Origin of the sequence: Type-D symbiont of Plautia stali (assembly GCF_001485335.1) — a bacterium.
GTDB lineage: Bacteria > Pseudomonadota > Gammaproteobacteria > Enterobacterales > Enterobacteriaceae > Pantoea > Pantoea vagans_C.
This window is the reverse complement of record NZ_BBOC01000091.1, coordinates 1-21,333: the sequence shown is the minus strand read 5'-3', so window position 1 is coordinate 21,333 and position 21,333 is coordinate 1. Positions and strand designations below refer to the sequence as shown.

15 protein-coding genes are annotated in these 21,333 nt (G+C 52.9%); 14 read left to right on the top strand and 1 reads right to left on the bottom strand.

What is annotated here, in order from left to right; all coding sequences use genetic code 11:
• Together dcd and asmA are read left to right on the top strand one after the other, a co-directional pair.
• Window positions 1–500, top strand: a 500-nt coding sequence (dcd, locus tag PSSD_RS21910; protein ID WP_058973675.1) for a dCTP deaminase, incomplete at its 5' end; no start/stop codon positions are given.
• 53 nt (window positions 501–553) lie between these two features.
• A complete protein-coding gene (gene asmA, locus PSSD_RS21905; RefSeq protein WP_039327787.1) occupies window positions 554–2,353 on the top strand; it encodes an outer membrane assembly protein AsmA in 1,800 nt (599 codons plus the stop codon).
• A gap of 98 nt (window positions 2,354–2,451) precedes the next feature.
• Here the strand turns inward: asmA and PSSD_RS21900 are convergent, their stop codons facing one another.
• Window positions 2,452–4,017 (bottom strand): TerC family protein, encoded by a 1,566-nt coding sequence (locus PSSD_RS21900; RefSeq protein WP_058973674.1) that lies wholly within the window; start codon window positions 4,015–4,017, stop codon window positions 2,452–2,454.
• 790 nt (window positions 4,018–4,807) lie between these two features.
• Here PSSD_RS21900 and wbaP point away from each other — a divergent pair.
• From wbaP to galF, 12 genes are all read left to right on the top strand, one after another.
• Window positions 4,808–6,241, top strand: a complete 1,434-nt coding sequence (gene wbaP / locus PSSD_RS21895) for an undecaprenyl-phosphate galactose phosphotransferase WbaP (protein ID WP_039327791.1) — start codon at window positions 4,808–4,810, stop codon at window positions 6,239–6,241.
• 301 nt (window positions 6,242–6,542) lie between these two features.
• Window positions 6,543–7,673 (top strand): polysaccharide export protein, encoded by a 1,131-nt coding sequence (locus PSSD_RS21890; RefSeq protein WP_102136004.1) that lies wholly within the window; start codon window positions 6,543–6,545, stop codon window positions 7,671–7,673.
• 9 nt (window positions 7,674–7,682) lie between these two features.
• Entirely contained in the window at window positions 7,683–8,117 is a 435-nt protein-coding gene (locus PSSD_RS21885) for an arsenate reductase/protein-tyrosine-phosphatase family protein (RefSeq protein WP_058973673.1), read from the top strand.
• 12 nt (window positions 8,118–8,129) lie between these two features.
• Window positions 8,130–10,307 (top strand): tyrosine-protein kinase Wzc, encoded by a 2,178-nt coding sequence (gene wzc / locus PSSD_RS21880; protein ID WP_039327797.1) that lies wholly within the window; start codon window positions 8,130–8,132, stop codon window positions 10,305–10,307.
• Between the two features lie 332 nt (window positions 10,308–10,639).
• Window positions 10,640–11,557, top strand: a complete 918-nt coding sequence (locus tag PSSD_RS21875) for a glycosyltransferase family 2 protein (RefSeq protein WP_039327799.1) — start codon at window positions 10,640–10,642, stop codon at window positions 11,555–11,557.
• A gap of 73 nt (window positions 11,558–11,630) precedes the next feature.
• Window positions 11,631–12,383, top strand: coding sequence for a glycosyltransferase family 2 protein (locus PSSD_RS21870; RefSeq protein WP_058973672.1), 753 nt, complete (start codon window positions 11,631–11,633; stop codon window positions 12,381–12,383).
• Between the two features lie 153 nt (window positions 12,384–12,536).
• Complete coding sequence (locus PSSD_RS21865) at window positions 12,537–13,571, top strand: glycosyltransferase (RefSeq protein ID WP_039327803.1); 1,035 nt, start codon at window positions 12,537–12,539, stop codon at window positions 13,569–13,571.
• Between the two features lie 179 nt (window positions 13,572–13,750).
• Window positions 13,751–15,961, top strand: coding sequence for a phage tailspike protein (locus PSSD_RS21860; protein ID WP_058973671.1), 2,211 nt, complete (start codon window positions 13,751–13,753; stop codon window positions 15,959–15,961).
• 281 nt (window positions 15,962–16,242) lie between these two features.
• Entirely contained in the window at window positions 16,243–17,505 is a 1,263-nt protein-coding gene (wcaK, locus tag PSSD_RS21855; protein ID WP_058973670.1) for a colanic acid biosynthesis pyruvyl transferase WcaK, read from the top strand.
• A gap of 3 nt (window positions 17,506–17,508) precedes the next feature.
• Window positions 17,509–18,732 carry a glycosyltransferase gene (locus tag PSSD_RS21850; protein ID WP_058973669.1) on the top strand — a complete coding sequence of 408 codons (1,224 nt, stop codon included), beginning with the start codon at window positions 17,509–17,511 and terminating at the stop codon, window positions 18,730–18,732.
• Window positions 18,729–20,069 (top strand): lipopolysaccharide biosynthesis protein, encoded by a 1,341-nt coding sequence (locus PSSD_RS21845; RefSeq protein ID WP_058973668.1) that lies wholly within the window; start codon window positions 18,729–18,731, stop codon window positions 20,067–20,069. Before PSSD_RS21850 ends, PSSD_RS21845 begins: the two co-directional genes overlap by 4 nt.
• Window positions 20,070–20,530: 461 nt before the next feature.
• Window positions 20,531–21,333, top strand: an 803-nt coding sequence (gene galF, locus PSSD_RS21840; protein WP_058973667.1) for a UTP--glucose-1-phosphate uridylyltransferase GalF, incomplete at its 3' end; no start/stop codon positions are given.

Genomic DNA, 21,333 nt, shown 5'->3' with positions numbered 1-21,333 from the left:
TTAATGGTGCCACCGTGGATGTGCGCCTTGGCAACCAGTTCCGTACCTTTAGTGGTCATACGGCACCCTTTATCGATTTGAGTGGTCCAAAACACGAAGTCAGTGCGGCTTTGGATCGTGTGATGAGCGACGAAATCGTGCTGCCGGAAGGCGAAGCCTTCTTCTTGCACCCCGGTGAGTTGGCGCTGGCGGTCACGCTGGAGTCGGTGACGATTCCAGATGACTTAGTGGGCTGGCTGGATGGACGCTCTTCACTGGCTCGTCTGGGCCTGATGGTGCATGTCACCGCGCACCGTATCGATCCCGGCTGGCAGGGGCGCATCGTCCTCGAGTTCTACAACTCCGGTAAGCTCCCCCTGGCATTACGTCCAGGCATGTTGATTGGTGCTTTGAGCTTTGAGCCGCTGTCTGGCCCGGCTGCACGTCCGTATAACCGCCGCGAAGATGCAAAATATCGTGGTCAGCAGGGCGCAGACGCGAGCCGTATCGACAAAGACTGATAGTGCGCAGCCAAGGCTGCTGCAGTTCGAAGTAACACGGTAACTGAGGGATTATGAAGAGACTGATAACGACGCTGGCCATCCTGTTAGTGGTGGTGGTCGCGGGCATGACGGCACTGGTGTTGCTGGTCAATCCCAACGACTTTCGTACCTATATGGTGCAACAGGTACAGCAGCGCAGCGGTTATCAGCTTGAAGTAAGCGGCGATCTGCGCTGGCACGTCTGGCCGCAACTCAGTATCCTCGCCGGACGCATGAGCCTGACCGCACCGGGCGCCAGCCAGCCGATGGTCACCGCAGAAAACATGCGGCTGGATGTGAACCTCTGGCCGCTGTTGTCACATCAGTTGAGCGTCAGCCAGGTGATGCTGAAGAATGCCGTGATTCGTGCCACGCCGGATAGTGCTCCGCAAAAAATCAGTGGCTCTCCGGTGGGGCCGCGTGACGCGGAACCGGTGAGTACGGGCACAAATGGTTGGTCATTTGATATCGCAAAACTTCGCGTCGCCGACAGTCTGCTCATCTGGCAGCAACCGGGCGGTGAAGAGTACAACTTCCGCAATCTCAATCTTAACCTCGACCAAGATGCCAGCAAAAACGCCAGCATTGAACTCGCCACGCGTATTTCGCGTAATCAGCGTAACGTCAGCGTCAATCTCAAAGGCCAGATGAATGTGGCGCAGTATCCACATCGGTTAGTGGGCCAGCTAGATGAGCTGGATTACACGCTGGATGGCGCCAATCTGCCACCGCAGGGCATCAAAGGTACGCTGAGCGGGCAGGGAGAATGGAACGGTGATAAGCAGCAGTTTTCAATGCAGAAGATGCAACTGACGGCCAACGACAGCACGCTGGATGGTTCGGCAGAAGGGCGCTTAACCCTGCCACAACAGCTTAACCTGGCGCTGCATGCCACCACATTAAATCTCGACAACCTGATGGCCAGCGCGCCAGCCAGCGATAACAGCACGGCGCAGCACGCCAGCGTGATCCGCACGCCGGTTATTGCCGAGCCGCGCAACCGGGAAAATGCGGATTCCCCGCTGAATTTGATGGATCTGACTCTGAGTCTCAATGCGGACAGCGGCGTATGGCGTGGGCTGACGCTGACGAACCTGCAAATTGATGCCAGCAATCAGGAAGGTCTGATGACGCTGAGTAAGCTGCAGGGCAAAATCGGCGACGGTCATTTTTCTTTGCCTGGCTCAGTGGATATTCGCCAACCGGTGACGCAGGTCGCGTTACAGCCAGAAATTGAGAACATCAGCATAGCACCGCTGATGAAAGCCTTAGAGTTACCTGAGAGCCTGCAAGGCACGGTCTCAATGAAGGGCAATCTCAGTGGCGCGGGCTTAAGCGTGGAGGAAGCCAAACGTAACTGGCAGGGCAGTGCGGAAATGGAAGCCACCAACCTGCAACTCTCGCAGTTGAATTTGCAGCAGATGGTGCGCCGCGCAGTGTCGCGCGTCAGCAATCGCGTGAGTAATGATGAACCGGACGATCAGGGCATTCAGCAACTGAGCGGACGTATTAGCTTGCAGCAGGGGAAAATTGTCATGCCGGACCTGCAGGGTGGCAGTAGCCGACTGGCGGTGCAGACCAAGGGCAGTATTGATGTCGTGAACCAACAACTCGACGTGACCATTAATATGATGCTGCGCGGCTGGAAAGGTGACGACAAGCTGGCCGGTCTGTTGAACTCGCAAACCATTCCGCTGCGTATGTACGGCGGCTGGAATAATTTGCAGTATTCATTGCCAGTGGACGATGTGGTGCGTCAGCAGTTGCAGAGCGAAGCGAAGTCGCGTTTGAACGAGTGGCTTGACCGCCAGCAGCCAGCGAAACAGCCGTAATACCTGGTGCGCATAAATGCGCACCCTACGAAATTGTGCACTACCGCGCGATAAATCGCGCCGCTACACAAAAGATGCTCGTACCGTAGCGGCGCAATTTATTGCGCGGTATCTGAACCTGGCACAATCTCCACCTTCTGCACCCGATGATTTTCGACCTGCAACGTTCTTAACAAATAATCTCCCACCTGCAACTCTTCACCCTCTTCAGGCACATGCTGCAAACTGTCCATCAGGAAACCCGCCAGCGTATGGTAATTGCCTTTTTCATCCAGCGGCAGACGCACATAGGCGGCTAAATCCTCCAGCGGGATATGACCGTTAGCCACCCAACCTCCGTGCGGGAGCGGTTGAATGTCATAGCGTGCATCAATCTCTTCGCCTTCATTGGGCAGATTGCCCGCAATGGTCTCCATCAGATCGCTCAGCGTCACCACCCCTTCCACGGAACCGAACTCATCCACTACAAAGGCGAAGTGGGTTCTGGCGTGGCGGAACTGCTCCAGCGCCTGCAATAATGTCAATCGTTCGGGGAAAATCAGCGGCTGGCGTATCAGCGCGCGCAAATCCAGCTGGTTGCTGTGTAAAGACTGATGCAGCAGATCAATGACGTGCACCACGCCGAGTGGATCCTGCCCCCGTTCCGTCACCAGAATGCGCGTATGCTGATTGCTGTCCAGCTTCGCCATGATGGCCGCAGGATCTTCACTCAGGTCGATATGCTCAATATCGTGGCGCGATGTCATGATGCTGCTGATATGGCGTTGGCCTAATCCCAATACGCGCGCAATCATGCGGCGTTCCTGGCGATTAAATAGCTCGCCTTCTTGGTGATCGCTCAGTAATGAGGCGGTGTCGGCATCCAGTTCAGCCCGTTGCGCTTCGCCACGCAGAATACGCAGCACCGCTTCAGAAGTGCGCTGACGCAGCGGGCGCCCGGCGGTGAGAAAGCGGCGACGATTAAACAGCGCCAGCTGATTAAACATCTCAATCAGAATCGAGAAGCCAATGGCCGCATACAGATAGCCCTTAGGAATAATAAAGCCTAATCCTTCGGCCACCAGGCTGAAGCCAATCATCAACAGGAAGCTAAGGCAGAGGATCACAATGGTAGGGTGGTTGTTGACAAAGCGCGTCAGCGGCTTGCTGGCCAGCAGCATCAGCAAGATCGCCACCGTCACCGCCGCCATCATCACTGGCAGCTCATTTACCATGCCCACGGCGGTAATCACCGCATCCAGCGAGAAGATGGCATCCAGCACCACAATTTGCGCTATCACTGGCCAGAATTTAGCACCGTTCTTACTTTGACCATTCTCCTCATCACCGCCTTCCAGGCGACTGTTGAGTTCGGTGGTGGCTTTATAAAGAAGAAACAGACCACCGGAGAGCAGCAGGAGATCGCGTGCGCTGAAATTATGTTGCCACAGGGAAAACAGCGGTTGGGTGAGTGTCACCAGCCACGAAAGGGAGGCCAGCAGCACCAGCCGCAGCATTAACGCCAGCAGCAGGCCGACCACTCGGGCGCGGTCGCGCAGTGTCGGCGGTAATTTTTCCACCAAAATAGCAATGAAAACCAGGTTATCAATACCCAACACCAGCTCAAGAACGATTAGCGTCACTAATCCTGCCCAGAGCGAAGGATCAAGGATCCACTCCATCATGCTTTCATCACCTGAATGTCTGAAAATGCGTTTTGTCTGATGATAGTAAATCGACCCACAAGGTACAAACAGGCATTAACGCCCGCACCATCGGGTTGACTTGAGGATTAGGCATAATCTTAGTCGTCACAATTCACCGATAAGATGAAAGTATGGATAAACATCTCAGCAAGGTGATTGTCACTATTAATTGCGACTCACGCATCCAGGCGTACGTTTTTAATGCGAAGCGCTCTGAAGCTGAGTATCGAATTAATCTGAATTTTATGCAGGAAAGGGCTGAAAGGGATGGCATCAATACTTATGGCTGGTAGTCTTTTTCCTAAAATAGTGCAGGGAACACGGGGCCTACTTGTAAACAAGCCAGTAATAACTAGTATAGCAACGTGTTAGTAAATGTCTGCGCCGATGTTGTTAATAGCGCGCTGTTTAGCTTCTTAATGTTGTGAATTGTGATCGTGCACAGGATAAGCCTGTTTCCGGCTAAGAATAATCTGACTGCGTGCGATGAAAATAGATGTCTTGGTAGCGGTATTGGCAGCGACAGCCAAGGGCGGTAGCGTTCCCGAAGTGCTTTTCTTTGTTCAGAATATGTCTAGGGTTGTGGCAAGGGAAGTCAGACTAATCTGTTGGTATTTATTACAATTCTTTGGCTTTACTAAATAGAGAATTGGCGTAATACCGGAGAGTTCGCCGCAGATTGCCTCACTGATTGCAGTAGATATATCGCTCATTTATTACACAGGGCAGAGGCGTTAGGGATTAAGGAAATAAAATAAAAGAGTTAAATATGCGCGATAAAGAAATTACATATAAAAGTCTCCTCACAAAAATTTTACTGGCGTGCTCGGATTTAATTTGTTTCAACGCGGCATTGTTTATTGCACTGGCGTTGATTAATTCGTTCACTAACTCTCCACTGGCAGATATTTCTGAAAAATACCTGAATTTAAAAATTGCCACCCACGTCTGTCTTTCGGTTATTTGTACCGGCTGGTTCTGGGTCCGCCTGCGTCATTATACCTATCGCAAGCCGTTCTGGTTCGAGTTGAAAGAGATCTTTCGTACCATTCTTATTTTCTCTGTCATCGATTTGTCAATTTCGGCGTTATCGCAATGGCAGATGTCACGCTTTGTTTGGGTCATTACCTGGATTCTGGCGTTGATTTTGATTCCGATTGCCCGTGCTATTTCAAAACGCGTGCTTAACCACTTCGGCATGTGGAAAAAACAAACCATCATCATCGGCAGCAGCCGTAATGCCCAGGAAGCCTGGCAGGCACTGCAAAGTGAAGAGGTGATGGGTTTTGATGTGATTGCCTTTTTCGACGTTGACGGCAGCTGCCCGCAGGCCAGCATCTCCGGTGTGCCGGTACTGCATAACGAGCAAGAGCTATGGCAGCTGACCCACAGTGAGACGCAGTTCATTGTGGCAGTGGAGTTTGAACAGAGTCAGCACCGTGACAACTGGCTGAAAATGCTGGCTATGCATAACTGCCGCTCCGTCTCTGTGATTCCAACATTACGCGGCGTACCGCTGTACGGTACCGATATGGCTTACATCTTTAGCCATGAAGTGATGATTCTGCGCGTGAACAACAATCTGGCGAAACGCACGTCGCGCTTCCTGAAACGGGCTTTCGACATTGTTGGTGCACTCGGCATCATCATTGCGCTGTCGCCGGCACTGCTGGTTCTCGGTTTTATGGTCGGACGCGATGGCGGCCCACCGATTTACGGTCATGAACGTGTTGGTCTGAACGGTCGCAAGTTCAAATGCCTTAAATTCCGCTCGATGGTCATCAACTCGAAAGAGGTGTTGGAAGAAGTACTGCGTACCGACCCGGTCGCACGTGCGGAGTGGGATAAAGATTTCAAACTGAAAAACGACCCGCGTATTACCAAAGTTGGCCACTTCATCCGTAAAACCAGTCTGGATGAGCTGCCGCAGCTGTGGAACGTGGTGCGTGGCGACATGAGCCTGGTGGGCCCACGTCCCGTGATTGAAGACGAACTCTGTCGTTATGCCGGTGATGTTGATTATTACCTGATGGCGAAACCAGGCATGACGGGATTGTGGCAGGTCAGTGGTCGTAACGACGTTGACTATGAAACGCGCGTCTATTTCGATTCGTGGTATGTCAAAAACTGGTCGCTGTGGAATGACATTGCGATTCTGTTTAAGACCGTGGGTGTCGTATTAAAACGCGACGGCGCTTATTGATAGAACATAGGGCAGGGGACGAAATCATTATCCCCGTCTGAAATGCCGGTGTTGGGAGTGCCTTTACTGATAACTGCCATTATCCAGCCTGAATAGAGTGAGGTGTTTCAGTTGTCTGGAGATTCACCCACTTTAATTGATGTCGTCCTAAGGCACGGTGACAACATAAAACCAAGGGAGCAAATGATAATGACCCACAGTTTCAGTGTTTAACCCGTCAGGTTTTATTTTTTATAAGACGCTACACAGCGGCGTTTTCGCCTCTATCAATCATTAACTGATAGCGAAGAATCAGATGATAATGAAAATTAAATTGATACCTTTACTGGTATCCGCAACTTTTCTCGCCGGGTGCACCATTGAACCAGGTTCGCACCTTTCCACTAGCGGAAAAGATGTCATTGAGCAACAGGATAGCAACTTTGACATCGACAAATACGTAAATGTCTTCCCAATGACGCCGCGTCTGGTTGAACAGATGCGTGCTAAGCCGCTGGTCGCGCAAGCCAACCCAGCGTTGCAGACCGAAATTCAGAGCTACGAATACCGCGTAGGTATCGGTGACGTGCTGAACGTCACGGTGTGGGATCACCCCGAGTTGACCACCCCTGCCGGTCAGTATCGTAGCGCCAGTGACACCGGTAACTGGGTCCAGGCCGATGGCACTATTTTCTACCCGTACATTGGTAAAGTGCGCGTCGCTGGCCGCACCGTTACCGAAATCCGTGCTGAGATTGCGCGTCGTCTTGCGCAGTTCATTGAGAGCCCGCAGGTTGACGTTAATGTGGCGGCATTCCGTTCACAGAAAACCTACGTGACCGGTTCGGTGACCACATCGGGTCAGCAGGCGATCACCAACGTACCGCTGACGGTACTGGATGCCGTCAACGCCGCCGGTGGTTTAGCCGCCGACGCTGACTGGCGTAATGTGGTGCTGACGCATCAAGGTAAAGAACAACGCATTTCACTACAGGCGCTGATGCAAAACGGCGACCTGAGTCAGAACCATCTGCTCTATCCGGGCGATATTCTCTACGTGCCACGTAACGATGATCTGAAAGTCTTCGTGATGGGCGAAGTGAAACAGCAGGCCACGCTGAAAATGGATCGCAGCGGCATGACGCTGGCCGAAGCGCTGGGTAATGCGCAGGGTATGGATCAAACCACCTCTGACGCCACTGGCGTATTCGTTATCCGTCCGATTCGCGGTGCTAACCGCACCAAGATTGCCAACATCTATCAGCTGAACACGAAAGATGCGGCATCCATGGTGATGGGCACCGAATTCCAACTGGAGCCGTACGACATCGTCTACGTCACCGCCACACCAATTACCCGTTGGAACCGTGTGATTTCTGGGCTGTTGCCAACCATCGTCGGTATCGATGATGCAAGCTCCGCCGCACTGCGTTTCCGTACCTGGGGTAACTAAGGTTTCAGCATGATTAAGTCCGTGTTAGTCGTTTGCGTGGGCAATATTTGCCGCTCCCCCACCGGGGAGCGTCTGTTTCAACGCGCGCTGCCTAAAACCCGGGTGGCTTCTGCAGGGCTTGGCGCTCTGAAGGGCTATCCGGCGGACCAGACTGCCAGCGATGTCGCCGCTCAACACGGCGTGTCGCTGGATGGTCATCAGGCTCAGCAGTTAACGGCCAGTATGTGCCGTGACTATGACCTGATTCTGGTGATGGAGAAGCGCCACGTTGAACAGGTGAATCGCATCGATCCAGCTGCACGCGGAAAAACCATGCTGCTTGGGCATTGGCTCAACCAACAGGAAATTGCGGATCCGTACAAAAAAAGTCGCGAGGCCTTTGAAGAGGTCTACGGGTTACTGGAAAACGCTACCCAGAAATGGGTCAACGTACTAAGCCGATAGTTGGGAATATCCATGAATATCAAAAACAAGGTTATGACCGCGCCAAAAGAAGATTCGAATGGATGGGATCTGGCGCATCTTGTGGGACAGCTGATTGATCATCGCTGGATCATTGTTGCGGTTACTGCCTTCTTTATGCTGGCGGGAACGCTCTACACACTGTTCGCCACCCCGATCTACAGTGCCGATGCCATGGTGCAGGTTGAGCAGAAGAACACCGCTTCTGTTCTGAACGAACTGCAAGACGTATTGCCGACCACGCCGGCATCCGATACTGAAATTCAGATCGTTGAATCGCGTATGGTGTTGGGTAAGACGGTTGACGACCTCGGTTTAGATACTGTGGTGCAGCAGAACTACTTCCCGGTGATTGGTAAAGGTCTGTCGCGCCTGATGGGCAACAAACCGGCGCAAATCGCTATCTCGCGTCTGGAAATTCCTAAGTCTATCGACAAGCGCACCGTGCAACTCGAAGTCACCGGTCCACAGACCTACACTGTGACCAATGATGGCGATGAGCTGTTCAAAGGACGTGTCGGTCAGCTGGAGCAGCACGGCGATGTGACCATGCTGGTCAGCGGTATTCAGGCGGATGAAGGCACCAGCTTCAACGTCACGAAACTCAGCGACCTGCAGGCGATTAAAAACGTGCTGGGCGCGCTGACCGTCGCGGATAAAGGCAAAACCACCGGTGTACTGGGTCTTGAGTTCGTGGATGAAGATCCCGATCAAGCCAGCCGCGTGCTGAATCAGATTGTGAACAACTACCTGCTGCAGAACGTTGAGCGCAAATCTGAACAGGCTGAAAAGAGCCTCGACTTCTTACGTAACCAGTTGCCGCAAGTACGTGCCAACCTTGACGACGCTGAGAACAAGTTGAACGCTTATCGCCGCCAGAACGAATCGGTTGATATGTCGCTGGAGGCGAAGTCAGCGCTGGATTCCTCCGTGAGCGTACAGAGCCAGTTGAACGAACTGACGTTCAAAGAAGCTGAGGTGTCACAGCTCTATACCAAAGATCACCCGACTTACCGTGCGCTGCTGGAAAAACGTAAAACGCTGGAAGATGAGCAGGCAAAACTGAACAAGAAAATTGCCGGTATGCCGCAAACCCAGCAAGAGATTCTGCGTCTGACCCGTGATGTGCAGTCAGGCCAGGAAATCTACATGCAGTTGCTGAACCGTCAGCAAGAGTTGGGTATCAGCAAAGCCAGTACCGTGGGTGATGTGCGTATCATCGACCGTGCCGAAACCGCTGGCAGCCCGGTAGCACCGAAAAAACCACTGATCATCATCGCCAGCTTTATTCTGGGTCTGATGCTGTCCGTTGGCCTGGTGTTGCTGAAAGCGCTGTTCCATCACGGCATTGAAAACCCAGAGCAGCTGGAAGAGCTGGGCATGAACGTCTATGCCAGCGTGCCGCTGTCTGAATGGCAACGTAAGAAAGACACGGAAGCGTTGGCGCGTCGCGGTCATAAAGAGAAGAGTGACCCGCACAACACGCTGTTGGCGCTGGGTAATCCGACTGACCTCTCCATCGAAGCGATTCGTAGCCTGCGCACCAGCCTGCACTTCGCGATGATGGAAGCGAAAAACAACATTCTGATGATCACCGGTGCAAGTCCGGGTATTGGTAAAACCTTTATCTGTGCCAACCTTGCCACGCTGGTGTCGAAAGCCGGTCAACGCGTGCTGTTCATCGATGGTGATATGCGTCGCGGCTATACCCATGAACTGCTGGGTTCGGATAACAAATTGGGTCTCTCCAATGTGCTGTCCGGCAAGAGCGAGTTCTCACCGAGCATGATTCAGAAGGGCGTTTACGGATTTGACTTCCTGCCACGTGGCCAGGTGCCACCGAACCCGTCTGAGCTGCTGATGCATCGCCGCATGAGTGAGTTGCTGGATTGGGCAAGCAAGAATTATGACCTGGTGTTGATTGATACCCCACCAATTCTGGCGGTCACCGATGCCTCTATCATCGGTAAGCTGGCTGGTACGTCGTTGATGGTGGCGCGTTTCGAAACCAACACCACCAAAGAACTGGATGTCAGCTACAAGCGCTTCGCGCAGAACGGCATCGAGATTAAAGGCGTCATCCTTAACGCCGTGGTTCGTAAAGCGTCAAATGCCTACGGTTATGGCTATGACTACTACAACTACGAATACGGTAAAGAAACAAAGAGCTAAATACTGGGGCGGATTTTCCGCCCCTTTTTCTTCCTCGTCATAATTTGAGCCACAGCGGCGTTGGCTTCGCCAGCAAACCCCGGTCACTTACTGATGTAAGCTCCCGGTGCTTTGCTGACTTGCCGCCTTGCTGTGACTCGAATGATTTAGGGGAAGGTTTTTGTCAAAAAATACACACAGCACAAACTTCGATAGGAACTTCCGTGATGGAACGCAACAGCATATTGGTTAAGAGAAATAACGGTATGATTTTTCAGAACAAAGCCGATTCCTTTCTGATAGCTGCTCGCGTTACCGTTAAATCTGGAACAGCTGTTTAAGAGGTGCTGGCAATGCAGGACATCCGCTTCTCAATTGTCATTCCCGCGTATAACGCGTCGGAGTCAATTGTCACAACGTTAGATTGTGTCAAAGCGCAAACTTACCGCAATTTTGAGGTCATCATCGTTGATGACAAATCCGCTGATGCGGCCGAACTGGCGCAGGTGGTGCAGAGTGAGCGTTATCAGGGCTTGGATATCAAGCTTGAACTCTCTCAAGTCAAACTCAATGGTGCTGGTGCCCGCAACAAAGGTATCGAACTGGCAGAAGGAGATTTTATTAGCTTCCTCGATGCCGATGACGAATGGCGTGAAGACAAACTGCAGGTGGCGTATGACACCATCACCAAACTTGAGGCGCAGGGCAAATCCCATTACCTGATCTTCAGCCAGGTGAACATTCACCAGGATGGCCATTTCCTGAAGGTGATGCCGATGCAGCCGCCAGGAAAAGACGAAACCGTGGCGGAGTACCTTTTTGGTTGCTATGGCTTTATCCAGACCAGCACCATCGTGTTGAAACGCGAAGATGCCGAGAAAATCCGTTTTGATGCGCGCTACATTCGCCATCAGGATTATGACTTCTGCATCCGTGCCGATCGCATGGGTTATGACTTTGTGATGATTGACCAGCCGCTGACCACCTACCATCTGGTGACCAAATTTGGTTCCAAACACAAGGGTGAGTCAGTGAAGTACTCCTTCTTCTGGCTGGATACCATGAAACCGCATCTGACCGCGCGTGATATCCATACCTACAAAGCTTTCAAGCTGCCGCTGCGCTACAAGATGGATGGCAATTCACTGCTGGCGAGCCTCAGTTTTGCGCGTTATTTCTTCCTGACCAACCGGGACAACCGCGCTTACTTTATGAATCGCTTGCTCGACAAAGTGAAATCGCGCTTCTCGGGTGGACGCGCCGTTTCCTGATTCATTTTTAACGACTTTCACTTGCTCCCGTATCGGGGGCAATTTTTTGGTTCCTGACACTCCGGGTATTCAAATGACAAATCATGTTGGCACCGTCGGTATCGTGATGCCGATGTATAACGCGCGTAAAACGGTATTGCGCGCGGTTGAGTCGATCGTCAAGCAGACTTACAGCGACTGGCATCTCTACCTGGTGAACGATCAGTCCACTGATGATTCTTTAGCGTTTGTGCGTGAACACTGCACCGATGCGCGCATTACCATTCTCAACAACGAGGTGAACCTCGGCGCAGCGGAAACCCGTAATGTCGGTTTGCGTGCGGCAAAAGAGGAGATCATTGCGTTCCTCGACAGCGACGACGAATGGCATGCGGATAAACTGGCGGAACAGACTGCCGCTATCGCCGCTGGCGATGATTTTGTTATCACCCATTATCATTACAAAACCAAAAGCGCCGACCACGACATCCTCTATAGCAAACCCTATCTGCAGCAGGAAAACTTCGTGAAGAAGCAATATCGCGTGTGCTTCTCTTCCGTGTGTTTCCGCCGTCCCCCGCAGGGCATCTTCTTCCAGCGCAAAGGGCATGAAGACTTCCTGTTCCTCTACGAGTTATTCCTCCGCTACAAACAAGCTCGGGTGATCCAGAAGACGCTGGTCAACTATTACGAGCTGGGCGACTCACTGTCTCGCAACAAGAATAAAGCGGCGAAATGGCACCTCGAATTATTAAGAATTATCTATAAAAACAATCCGTTAAAAATCTATTACTATTACGGCTGGTATATGGTGAATGGGGTCCTTTTCACCCTTAAACATCGCTAAGACCCGGCGTCCTTCGCGTTGTAGCTGCGTTGGCTGCGCACGTCCATCCCGGTCACTTACCTGAGTAAGCTCCCGGGAATGAACGCACTTGCCGCCTTGCTACAACGCAAATGTCTTGGGTCTGGAATTGGGAATTTTGAGGTGGGAAGGTTCATGAAAAAGATAGTTTTGGTCATCAAAGATGCCTACTCGTACGCGGGTACTGAGAACATCTGCAACTTCATGTCGGAGTGCCTCGGTGAGCAGCACGCCGTCACCATTTATTCGCTGGAAGGGCATGGCAAAACCTTTTACCCGTTCGATCGTGTGAAACAGATTGTCAGCTTTGAAGGCCACAGCAACCCGATTAAAAGCGCCGTGGCGGCTATCCATCAGGAAGGCTTCGACAGCGTATTCCTGATCAGTATGGGCCGCCTGAGCGTGATGTTCGCCTTCTGGAACCTGATGGCGATGAAGAAAAAACGCTTTAAGGCCTATGCCTGCGAACACATAGCCATTAACTCCTTCAGCAAGCCAATCAAGCTGCTGAAATGGATGTTGCTGCGCTATTACGACCAGGTGATTGTGCTGACAGACAAAGATCACCAGGTGTTCAGCCGCTGGAATATCGCCAGCCAGCAAATCCCGAATCCGGTGGTGTACAAAGCGTTTCAGCGCCAGACACGCAGCCGTCAGGCTTTAGCGGTGGGGCGACTGGATAACCAGAAAGGTTTCGATCTGCTGCTGGATATCTGGGCCGACTTCAGCAAAACCCATCCTGAGTGGAAGCTGGTGATTGCCGGGGACGGCGAGCTGCGCCAACAGCTGCATGACCAGGCTGCTGCGCTGGGTATTACTGACAGCGTTAATTTCGTCGGCAAAGTCAGCAACATCAATGATTACTACCGCGATAGCGATATGGCGCTGATGACCTCGCGCTATGAAGGTCTGCCGCTGGTGCTGCTGGAAGCGAAATCCTGGTCGCTGCCGGTGGTGGCATACGACTGCCCAACCGGGCCGCAGGAGATCATTAATCACGGTGAAGATGGTTTCCTGGTGCCGATGAATGACAAATCGACGTTCCTTGCGCGCATGGGCCAACTCGCCAGCGATGATGGCCTGTTCTACGCGATGAGCGAAAAAACCAAAGAAACTGCGCTGAAGTTTGACGGTAATCAGATCAAACAAAGCTGGCTTGCATTGGTTTAGCCAAAATAATTCATGCCGCAGGAAGGCGGCAAGTGCTTGAGTCGCCGTGAGCTTACACCAGTAAGTGACCGGGGCGAAGGCAAGCAGCCAACGCCCCTGTGGCGTGAAGTATGACGGCTAAATGCCTCCGGGATCACACTTATGGCCTCATGGCCCAATATGACCACGGGATTGAAAGCATGAAAAGAAGAGAAGTCTTGCAGACCGCAGCCTCCTCCATTGTTGCCGCGCTCTCAGTGAGTGCATTTTCCAGCTACGCCGCAAAAAGTGGTCAACCTGCGTTGAAGGCTGTCGATCCGTCCAGCGTACCGCAGGGCGATGTCCCGATTCTGACGCCGGAAAATGTCTACACCATGCCGCCTCAGTTCTGGCAGAACTTTGAGGGCAAACTGTGGATCGGTAAAGCGGGCAGCGATGCCAGCCAATCCGGCAACCAGATCCCGGTATTCCTGCGCGACGCCAACGGCAAAGTGTCACAGATTAGTCAGCCAATTGCGCTGAATAAAGGCAACTTTGCCCAGTTTATTCACGATAATGCTGCATTAATTGCCGATCCTGCCCACTCGATGGTGGTGGAGGATAATCAGGGCAACACGCTGTTTTCGATTACCGATGTATCGCGCCCCAATCAGAGCAACTTCAGCCAGCGTCTGGCCCAGCCAAATGGCTACCAGCTGATTGGCGAAATTCCTTCAGTGGATGAGCTGCGCAAAACCCGTCCATTGTTCGCCGGTGCCAAAATTAAGCTGAAAAGCTGGCACGAAGGGCTGGAAGTCGGCGGCGGCGAGTTTGTTGGCGCCTTCGGTGAGGGCAAAGATGATGGCGGCGTAATCTTCGCTGGCAACGGTTTCTACTGGCGCCGCGTGGTGGAAGATTTCAACCGCCTGACGCTGTTTGATTTCGGTGCCATCGCCGACGGTAAAACCGACTCGGCACCGGCGATCAAAGCCATGTATCAGTGGTCACATGATGCCGATCAACCGATCTGCGTTCAGTTCCCGGCCGGCACCTTCTTTGTTTCAGGCTGCGATTTCGGCAATGAGCAGCTGCGCTTCTTCCGTATTTCGGGCGCGATGGTCAACTTCGGCTACTTCCCGGCGACCACGCTGGTATCAGATGGTCGCTCCGAGTTTCTGTTCTCGGTGAATGCGCGCTGGACTGAAATCTCCAACCTCAATTTCAACGGCAATAACGACTCGCGCCCGAATAAGCAGGGGTTGTTCCACAACACCTGTCCGGGCGGTCAGTTCTTCCGTGGTGCCTGCCTGCGCTTCAACCGCGTGGGCGGCGTGTGTCTGAGTCTGATGGACACGCTGGATTGCAAAATTGACCAGTGGTATGCGGAAACCTGTACGGGCGATGTGATCAAAGCCACCTGGTCCGGGCAGAAAGTGGGCGTGTGGGATCACAGCACCGCGATTGAACTCTCTAACTTCAATGCGCAGCACTGCTCCGGCGGCAAAGTGCTCAATTTGCCACGTTGTGGCCAGTCGATTATTCACAACGGCTGGATTGAGCACACCGAACATCCCGGCGATATCTCCGACGGTCAGTGGATTATCGATGCACTGAGCCTCGAAGATTGTAAAAACCCGCTGATCGCGCACAACTCGCGCCTCAACATGCGTCAAACCAATTTGCAGTCCGGCAGCTGGATAGACAACTCGCTGCAGGGCAAACCCTGGTTGAGCATGTGGGAGATGGGATCGACACGCGTCGAGTCCTACGGTGTCGCCATCGATGGCAGCCTGAAATACAACTACATCACCTCGCGTTTCCGCCTGAGTAATAACACCAATCAAGAGACGTGGTTTGAGTTAGGTAACTTCTACTCGCCGACGGTGGGTGACAGCTGGGAAATCGAGGTATTTGGTCAGTCGCAGTTTAATAACGGCACCACCAATCAACCGCTGATGGATCCGATTGGCGGTAAAACCACCGGTGGGCGTGCGGTTATTCATCTGCAACGCAAAACCAAAAATGCCGAGGCGACCTGGTCAGCAGAAGGAAGTTCACCGGTATTGGAAGTGCGCTTTGACCCGCGTAGCGAGGCCGACACCCGAGTGTTCGTCAAGCTGGCGGGCTGGATGCCAACCGCGGTGGTGCTGATTAAGAGCACAGCCAAAGACCGCTTTATGACCGGCCGCTGCGCGCGCGTTGACGCCAAAATGGACAAAGGCAATCCGAGCAGTGGCAGCCAACAGGCAGCACAGCGCTTCAGCCTGCATAACGGCAAAGCGGGGATTGGCGGCAACGAGCAGGGCGACCTGTTGCTGGCGTCTCGTGCATTGAAGCCGGAACAGGTGGATACGCGTGAGCCGAAAGGCTTTGTTTCGGTGGTGATTAACGGCGAGCAGGTCGCTCTGCCGTATTTTGCAGTGAAGTCTTAGTTTTGACGGCGCGATTTATCGCGCCATGGTTATCAGTAACGTGCTTTACGGTCGCCATAAATGGCACCCCTACGAGGATCGTATGCGGTTTTCGTAGGGAGGCATTCATGATGACAACCCTACGACGATCGCACGCGTTTTTCGTAGGGTGCGCATTGATGCGCACCGTTAAATTTATTTAGGGCATTGTTCCCATTGCAGTTTTTTAAAACAGAGTTCACTTTGCCAGTTCAGGAAATGGCGCGGCTTGCAAAATTAAAAAAATTTTATCTGGAGTTTTTATGAAGATTTTATTGGTGGGAAACCATACCTGTGGAAATCGTGGGGATGGCGCGATTTTACGTGGACTGATTGATTCACTGCATTCCGCGCGTAAGGATCTCGATATCGATGTGATCAGTCGTTATCCAACAAGCTCCGGATACTTACTGCAGCAGGATATCCAGCAAGATTCCCTGTTCCTGCACAACAGCAAATCAGCCAAAGGGCTGGTGGGTACGGTAAAACGTAAAGTCGCGAACCGCTTAATGCCTGACATCATGATGGCGCACTTAGGTAAGGGCGGCTTGTACAAATCATTTTCGGTGCCACCGCACCTGGAAGCATTCACCAAAAGTCTGGCGCAATATGACGCGATCATTCAGGTTGGTGGTTCGTTCTTCGTCGATCTGTACGGCGTGACGCAATTCGACCACGCGCTCTGTGCGCTGATGGCGAAAAAGCCGCTGTACATGATTGGCCACTCGGTAGGGCCGTTTGAAAATCCACGCGTGAATGCGCTGGCGAACTTCGTGTTTGACCGCGTTGACAGCCTGGTGCTGCGCGAGGAAGTGAGTTTCGACCGCCTGAAACAGGATGGCGTCACCACACGTCGCGTGAAGAAGGGCGTGGACACCGCCTTCCTCGTGGAAGCGCGTGAAGTGGAGAACCCAAGCCACAACCTGCTGCACTGGCAAAATATCATCCGCTCACGCAAAACCATCGCCATCACCGTGCGTGAACTGGCACCGTTTGATAAGCGCCTGGGCGTGACGCAGAAAGAGTATGAAGCCGCATTTGGTCGAGTGATTAACGCGATGATCGCTGAGGGATATCAGGTCGTGGCGTTCTCAACCTGTACTGGTATCGATAGCTACGCGAAAGACGACCGTATGGTGGCGTTAACCCTGCGCGATCACGTCGACCATCCTGAGCATTACCATGTCATCATGGACGAGTTCAACGACCTTGAAATCGGCATCCTGCTCGCTGATTGTCACCTGACTATCGGTACCCGCCTGCACTCCGCCATCATCTCCATGAACTTCGGTACTCCGGCTGTGGCCATCAACTATGAGCACAAATCGCTCGGTGTGATGAACCAACTCGGCCTGCCTCAAATGGCGACCGACGTACAAAGCCTGATGGACGGTTCACTGATCGACAAAGTGCAGACCGTGCTGGCGGACTACGACAATGTGAAGCGCAAAGTGGACACCGCGGTGGCGCAGGAGCGTGAAATGGGTAACCGCATTACGGCAGAAATTCTCAACGTGCTGGGGTAAGTGATGAAGCTGACCTTTTTCACCATGCGTTTTCCGGTTGCCTCTGAGACGTTTGTCCTCAATCAGGTGACGCATTTCATCGATGCAGGCTACGACGTGGAGATTATCTCCGTGTTTCCCGGCGATATGATTAATCGCCATGCCGCGTTCGATGATTACAATCTGGCAGCGAAAACCCACTATTTACTGCCGGAAGAGAAAGTCTCGAATCTGGATAAGCTGACGCAGCGTATTGGTCTGATGCTGCCGAAAATCGCCAAACCGTCGCTGATCAAATCGCTCAATGTCGGGCGTTACGGTGCGCAAGCGAAAAAGCTGCTGCTGCCCGCTATTGTGGCTAACGCGAAGCAAACCTTCACCGCTGATGTTTTTCTGGTGCACTTTGGCTATGCCGGTGCGCTGGCGAATAAATTACGTGAACTTGGCGTGTTGAAAGGCAAGCAGGCCACGGTGTTCCACGGCGCGGATATCTCCCGCCGTCACATTCTCGAAGAGCACAAGCTCGATTACGTCAACCTGTTCAAGCAGAGTGAGCTGATGCTGCCTATCAGCCATTTGTGGGAGAACAAGCTGATCGAGATGGGCTGCCCGCGCGAGAAAGTGCACGTCACCCGTATGGGCATCGAGCCGGAGAAGTTTAACTTCAGGCCGCGTGAGGCCTTCCATCAACCGCTGCGCATCGTCTCGGTGGCACGTCTGACTGAGAAGAAAGGGCTGGATGTCGCGGTGAAAGCCAGTGAAATCCTGCGCAACAATGGTGGACAGTTCCAGTTCACCATCATCGGTAACGGTGAGCAGGACGGCATGATGCGCGAACACATCGCCCGTGCGGGGCTGGAAGCGTTTGTCACTATGCCGGGCTTTAAACCCCAGGAAGAGATCCGTCAGGCGCTGAATGAAGCCGATATCTTCTTGCTGCCGTCTAAAACCGCAGCGGATGGTGACATGGAAGGCATTCCGGTGGCGTTGATGGAGGCGATGGCGGTGGGCTTGCCGGTGGTCTCCACCTATCACAGTGGTATTCCAGAGCTGATTCAGAACAACGTGAGTGGCTGGTTGGTTTCCGAAAACGACGCCGAGGAACTGGCAGAAACGTTACTGCGTTTATCTCGTGGTGATGTGGATGTGGCACCCGTGGTCGCCGCTGCGCGTCACAAAGTGGAAACTGAGTTCAATCAGCATATCGCCTATGGCGAGCTGGCAAAAATTCTGGAGCAAATGGTGTGAGCGGATTAAAAAAACAGGCCGTTTGGCTGTTTGGTAGTACCTGCTTCGCAGCCCTGTTGCAGGTTCTCCAGCTTAGCGTGCTGGCGCGCAAGCTGGAAGCGCATGAGTTAGGTTTACTGGCGATCATCAACGCCATTCTGGCGGTGGCGACGGTGTTGCAGGATATGGGGATGAGCAGCTACATCGTGCATCGTCAGGACATCAACCGTCGCCAGCAGAGCACCATCTATTGGGTCAACGTCTCACTCAGCTTGTGCACCGGTTTGATTATGCTGGCGATTGCTTTCCCCGTGGCGTGGTTCTACCACCTGCCGGAGCTGACCGGGCTGATTATGCTCACCAGCCTCAACTTCCTGGTACTGGGGCATTTGTCGCAGTATCAGGCGCACTATGTGAAATCAAAACGCATGGTGACGCTGGCGAAGATTGAGATGGCGACCAAGCTGTTCGCGTTCCTCTGCACCGTGGTGATGCTCTATTTCACCTCGCTGACCGTTGCTGCTGCAATCCTCGGGCTGTTTATTAATGCCTTTACCCGCATCCTGTGCATGATCTACTTTGGCGAGAAATCGTGGCGTCCGACGTGGGAATTTGAAGGCAAAACCTTCTTCAGCGCAGTGCGTTACGGTATTTATCAGCTCGGATCGCAGACCATTAACCAGCTGCGTACTCAAGCGGATGCGTTGATTGTCGGTAAGGTGATGGGCGCGGAGATGCTGGGTATCTACTCACTGGCGAAAGAGCTGATTCTGCAGCCGCTGAAGCTGGTCTCCCCGGTGATTAACCGCCTGGCGCTGCCGCGTTTCGCGGAAAAACAGCACGATCCTGAGCAGTTGAAGAAGCTGTTCCTGAAGGGCACCTTCGTCATCATGCTGTTCAGCAGCCTGATGTATCTGGCAATTGGCATTCTGTCGCCGGTGATAGTGCGTGTGCTGTATGGCGCGTCTCACGAGCAGGTTTACCATCTGATTCCGCTGATGCTGCTGTTTGGCATGCTGCGTCCGATGGGCGGCTTGACTGGCGCGATCTCACAGGCCAACGGAAAGACCAACGTCGAGTTCTACTGGAATATCGTCGCGAGTCTGGTGGTGGTAGTGGTATTGGCAACCACTTACATCTGGCCGAATGTGCTCTACGTGGCGTTGACACTCTCCATTTCGCAGGTGTTGATCTCTGCTTTTGCGCATCCGTTCTTCATCAAACCGGTGATTGGCATTCGCTTTGTACCTTATGCACGCCAGTGGGTGTCGGTGTCGGTGGTGTTTGTCGGTTTGATGCTGCTGGTGAATCACTTCAATCTGTTCGTGATGCCGGAGTGGTTTGAAGGCTGGCTGTAATCCACGATAAATGGCACCGCTACGATGGGTGGTGGTCTGTGTGACTTGGCGCGCCCAAGGGTGACAACGGGCAGCGCACACGACTAAACCATTGCGCCAATCCGTAGCGGCGCCATTTATGGCGCGTCCTGGCAACCGCTCCGCTGCCTGAATGCGCGATCAATCGCGCCGCTACGTTTTCCCCTCCTGGCACCATCACAAACATGGCAAAATCCCCTGAACACATTCTGAAAATCACTGGTCTTATCCTCCGTTCATAATCCGACAACCTCCCACTGTTTTTCAGCAGTTTAGCCCGCGCATTTCACACGCGTCAGGCGAAACGGCAAAGGGGCATTTTGACGATTTTTGATGTCGTGACAGAGAGTTAGTGCCGGTTTTTCAGATAAAGATTATACTTGCTGCACCGGCCGATCCTGCATAATCGACCCCACGTATTCACTTCATGAAATGGAATAAATATGACCAAGCTTAAAGCAGTAATCCCGGTTGCGGGTCTCGGTATGCATATGCTCCCTGCAACGAAAGCCATCCCAAAAGAGATGCTGCCAATCGTCGATAAACCAATGATTCAATACATTGTTGACGAGTGCGTGGCTGCAGGCATCAAGGAGATTGTGCTGGTCACCCATGCTTCCAAAAATGCAGTGGAAAACCACTTCGACACCACTTATGAGCTGGAAGCGCTGCTTGAAGCACGTGTGAAACGTCAGCTGCTGAGCGAAGTGCAATCAATCTGTCCGCCGGGCGTAACCATTATGAACGTACGTCAGGCGAACCCATTGGGCCTGGGCCACTCAGTACTTTGTGCGCGTCCAATGATCGGCGACAACCCGTTTGTGGTGGTATTGCCAGACGTCCTGCTGGATGACTCGACCGCTGACCACCTGCGCTATAACCTCGCAGCGATGGTTGCGCGTTTCGAAGAGACCGGCCACAGCCAGGTGCTGGCGAAACACATGCCAGGCGAAGATCTGACTGAATACGGTGTCTTGACCACCGAAGAGCCGATTGATAACCCAGGCGACATCAGCACCATCACTAACTTCGTGGAAAAACCGGAAGCAGGCCAGTTAGATTCAGACCTGACCGCAGTGGGCCGCTATGTGCTGTCTGCTGATATCTGGAAAGAGCTGGAAAACACCGAGCCAGGCGCATGGGGCCGTATCCAGCTGACCGATGCCATTGCCTCTCTCAGCAAGAAGAAGCCTGTAGATGTGCAATTGCTGACCGGTACCAGCTTCGACTGTGGTAAAAAGATGGG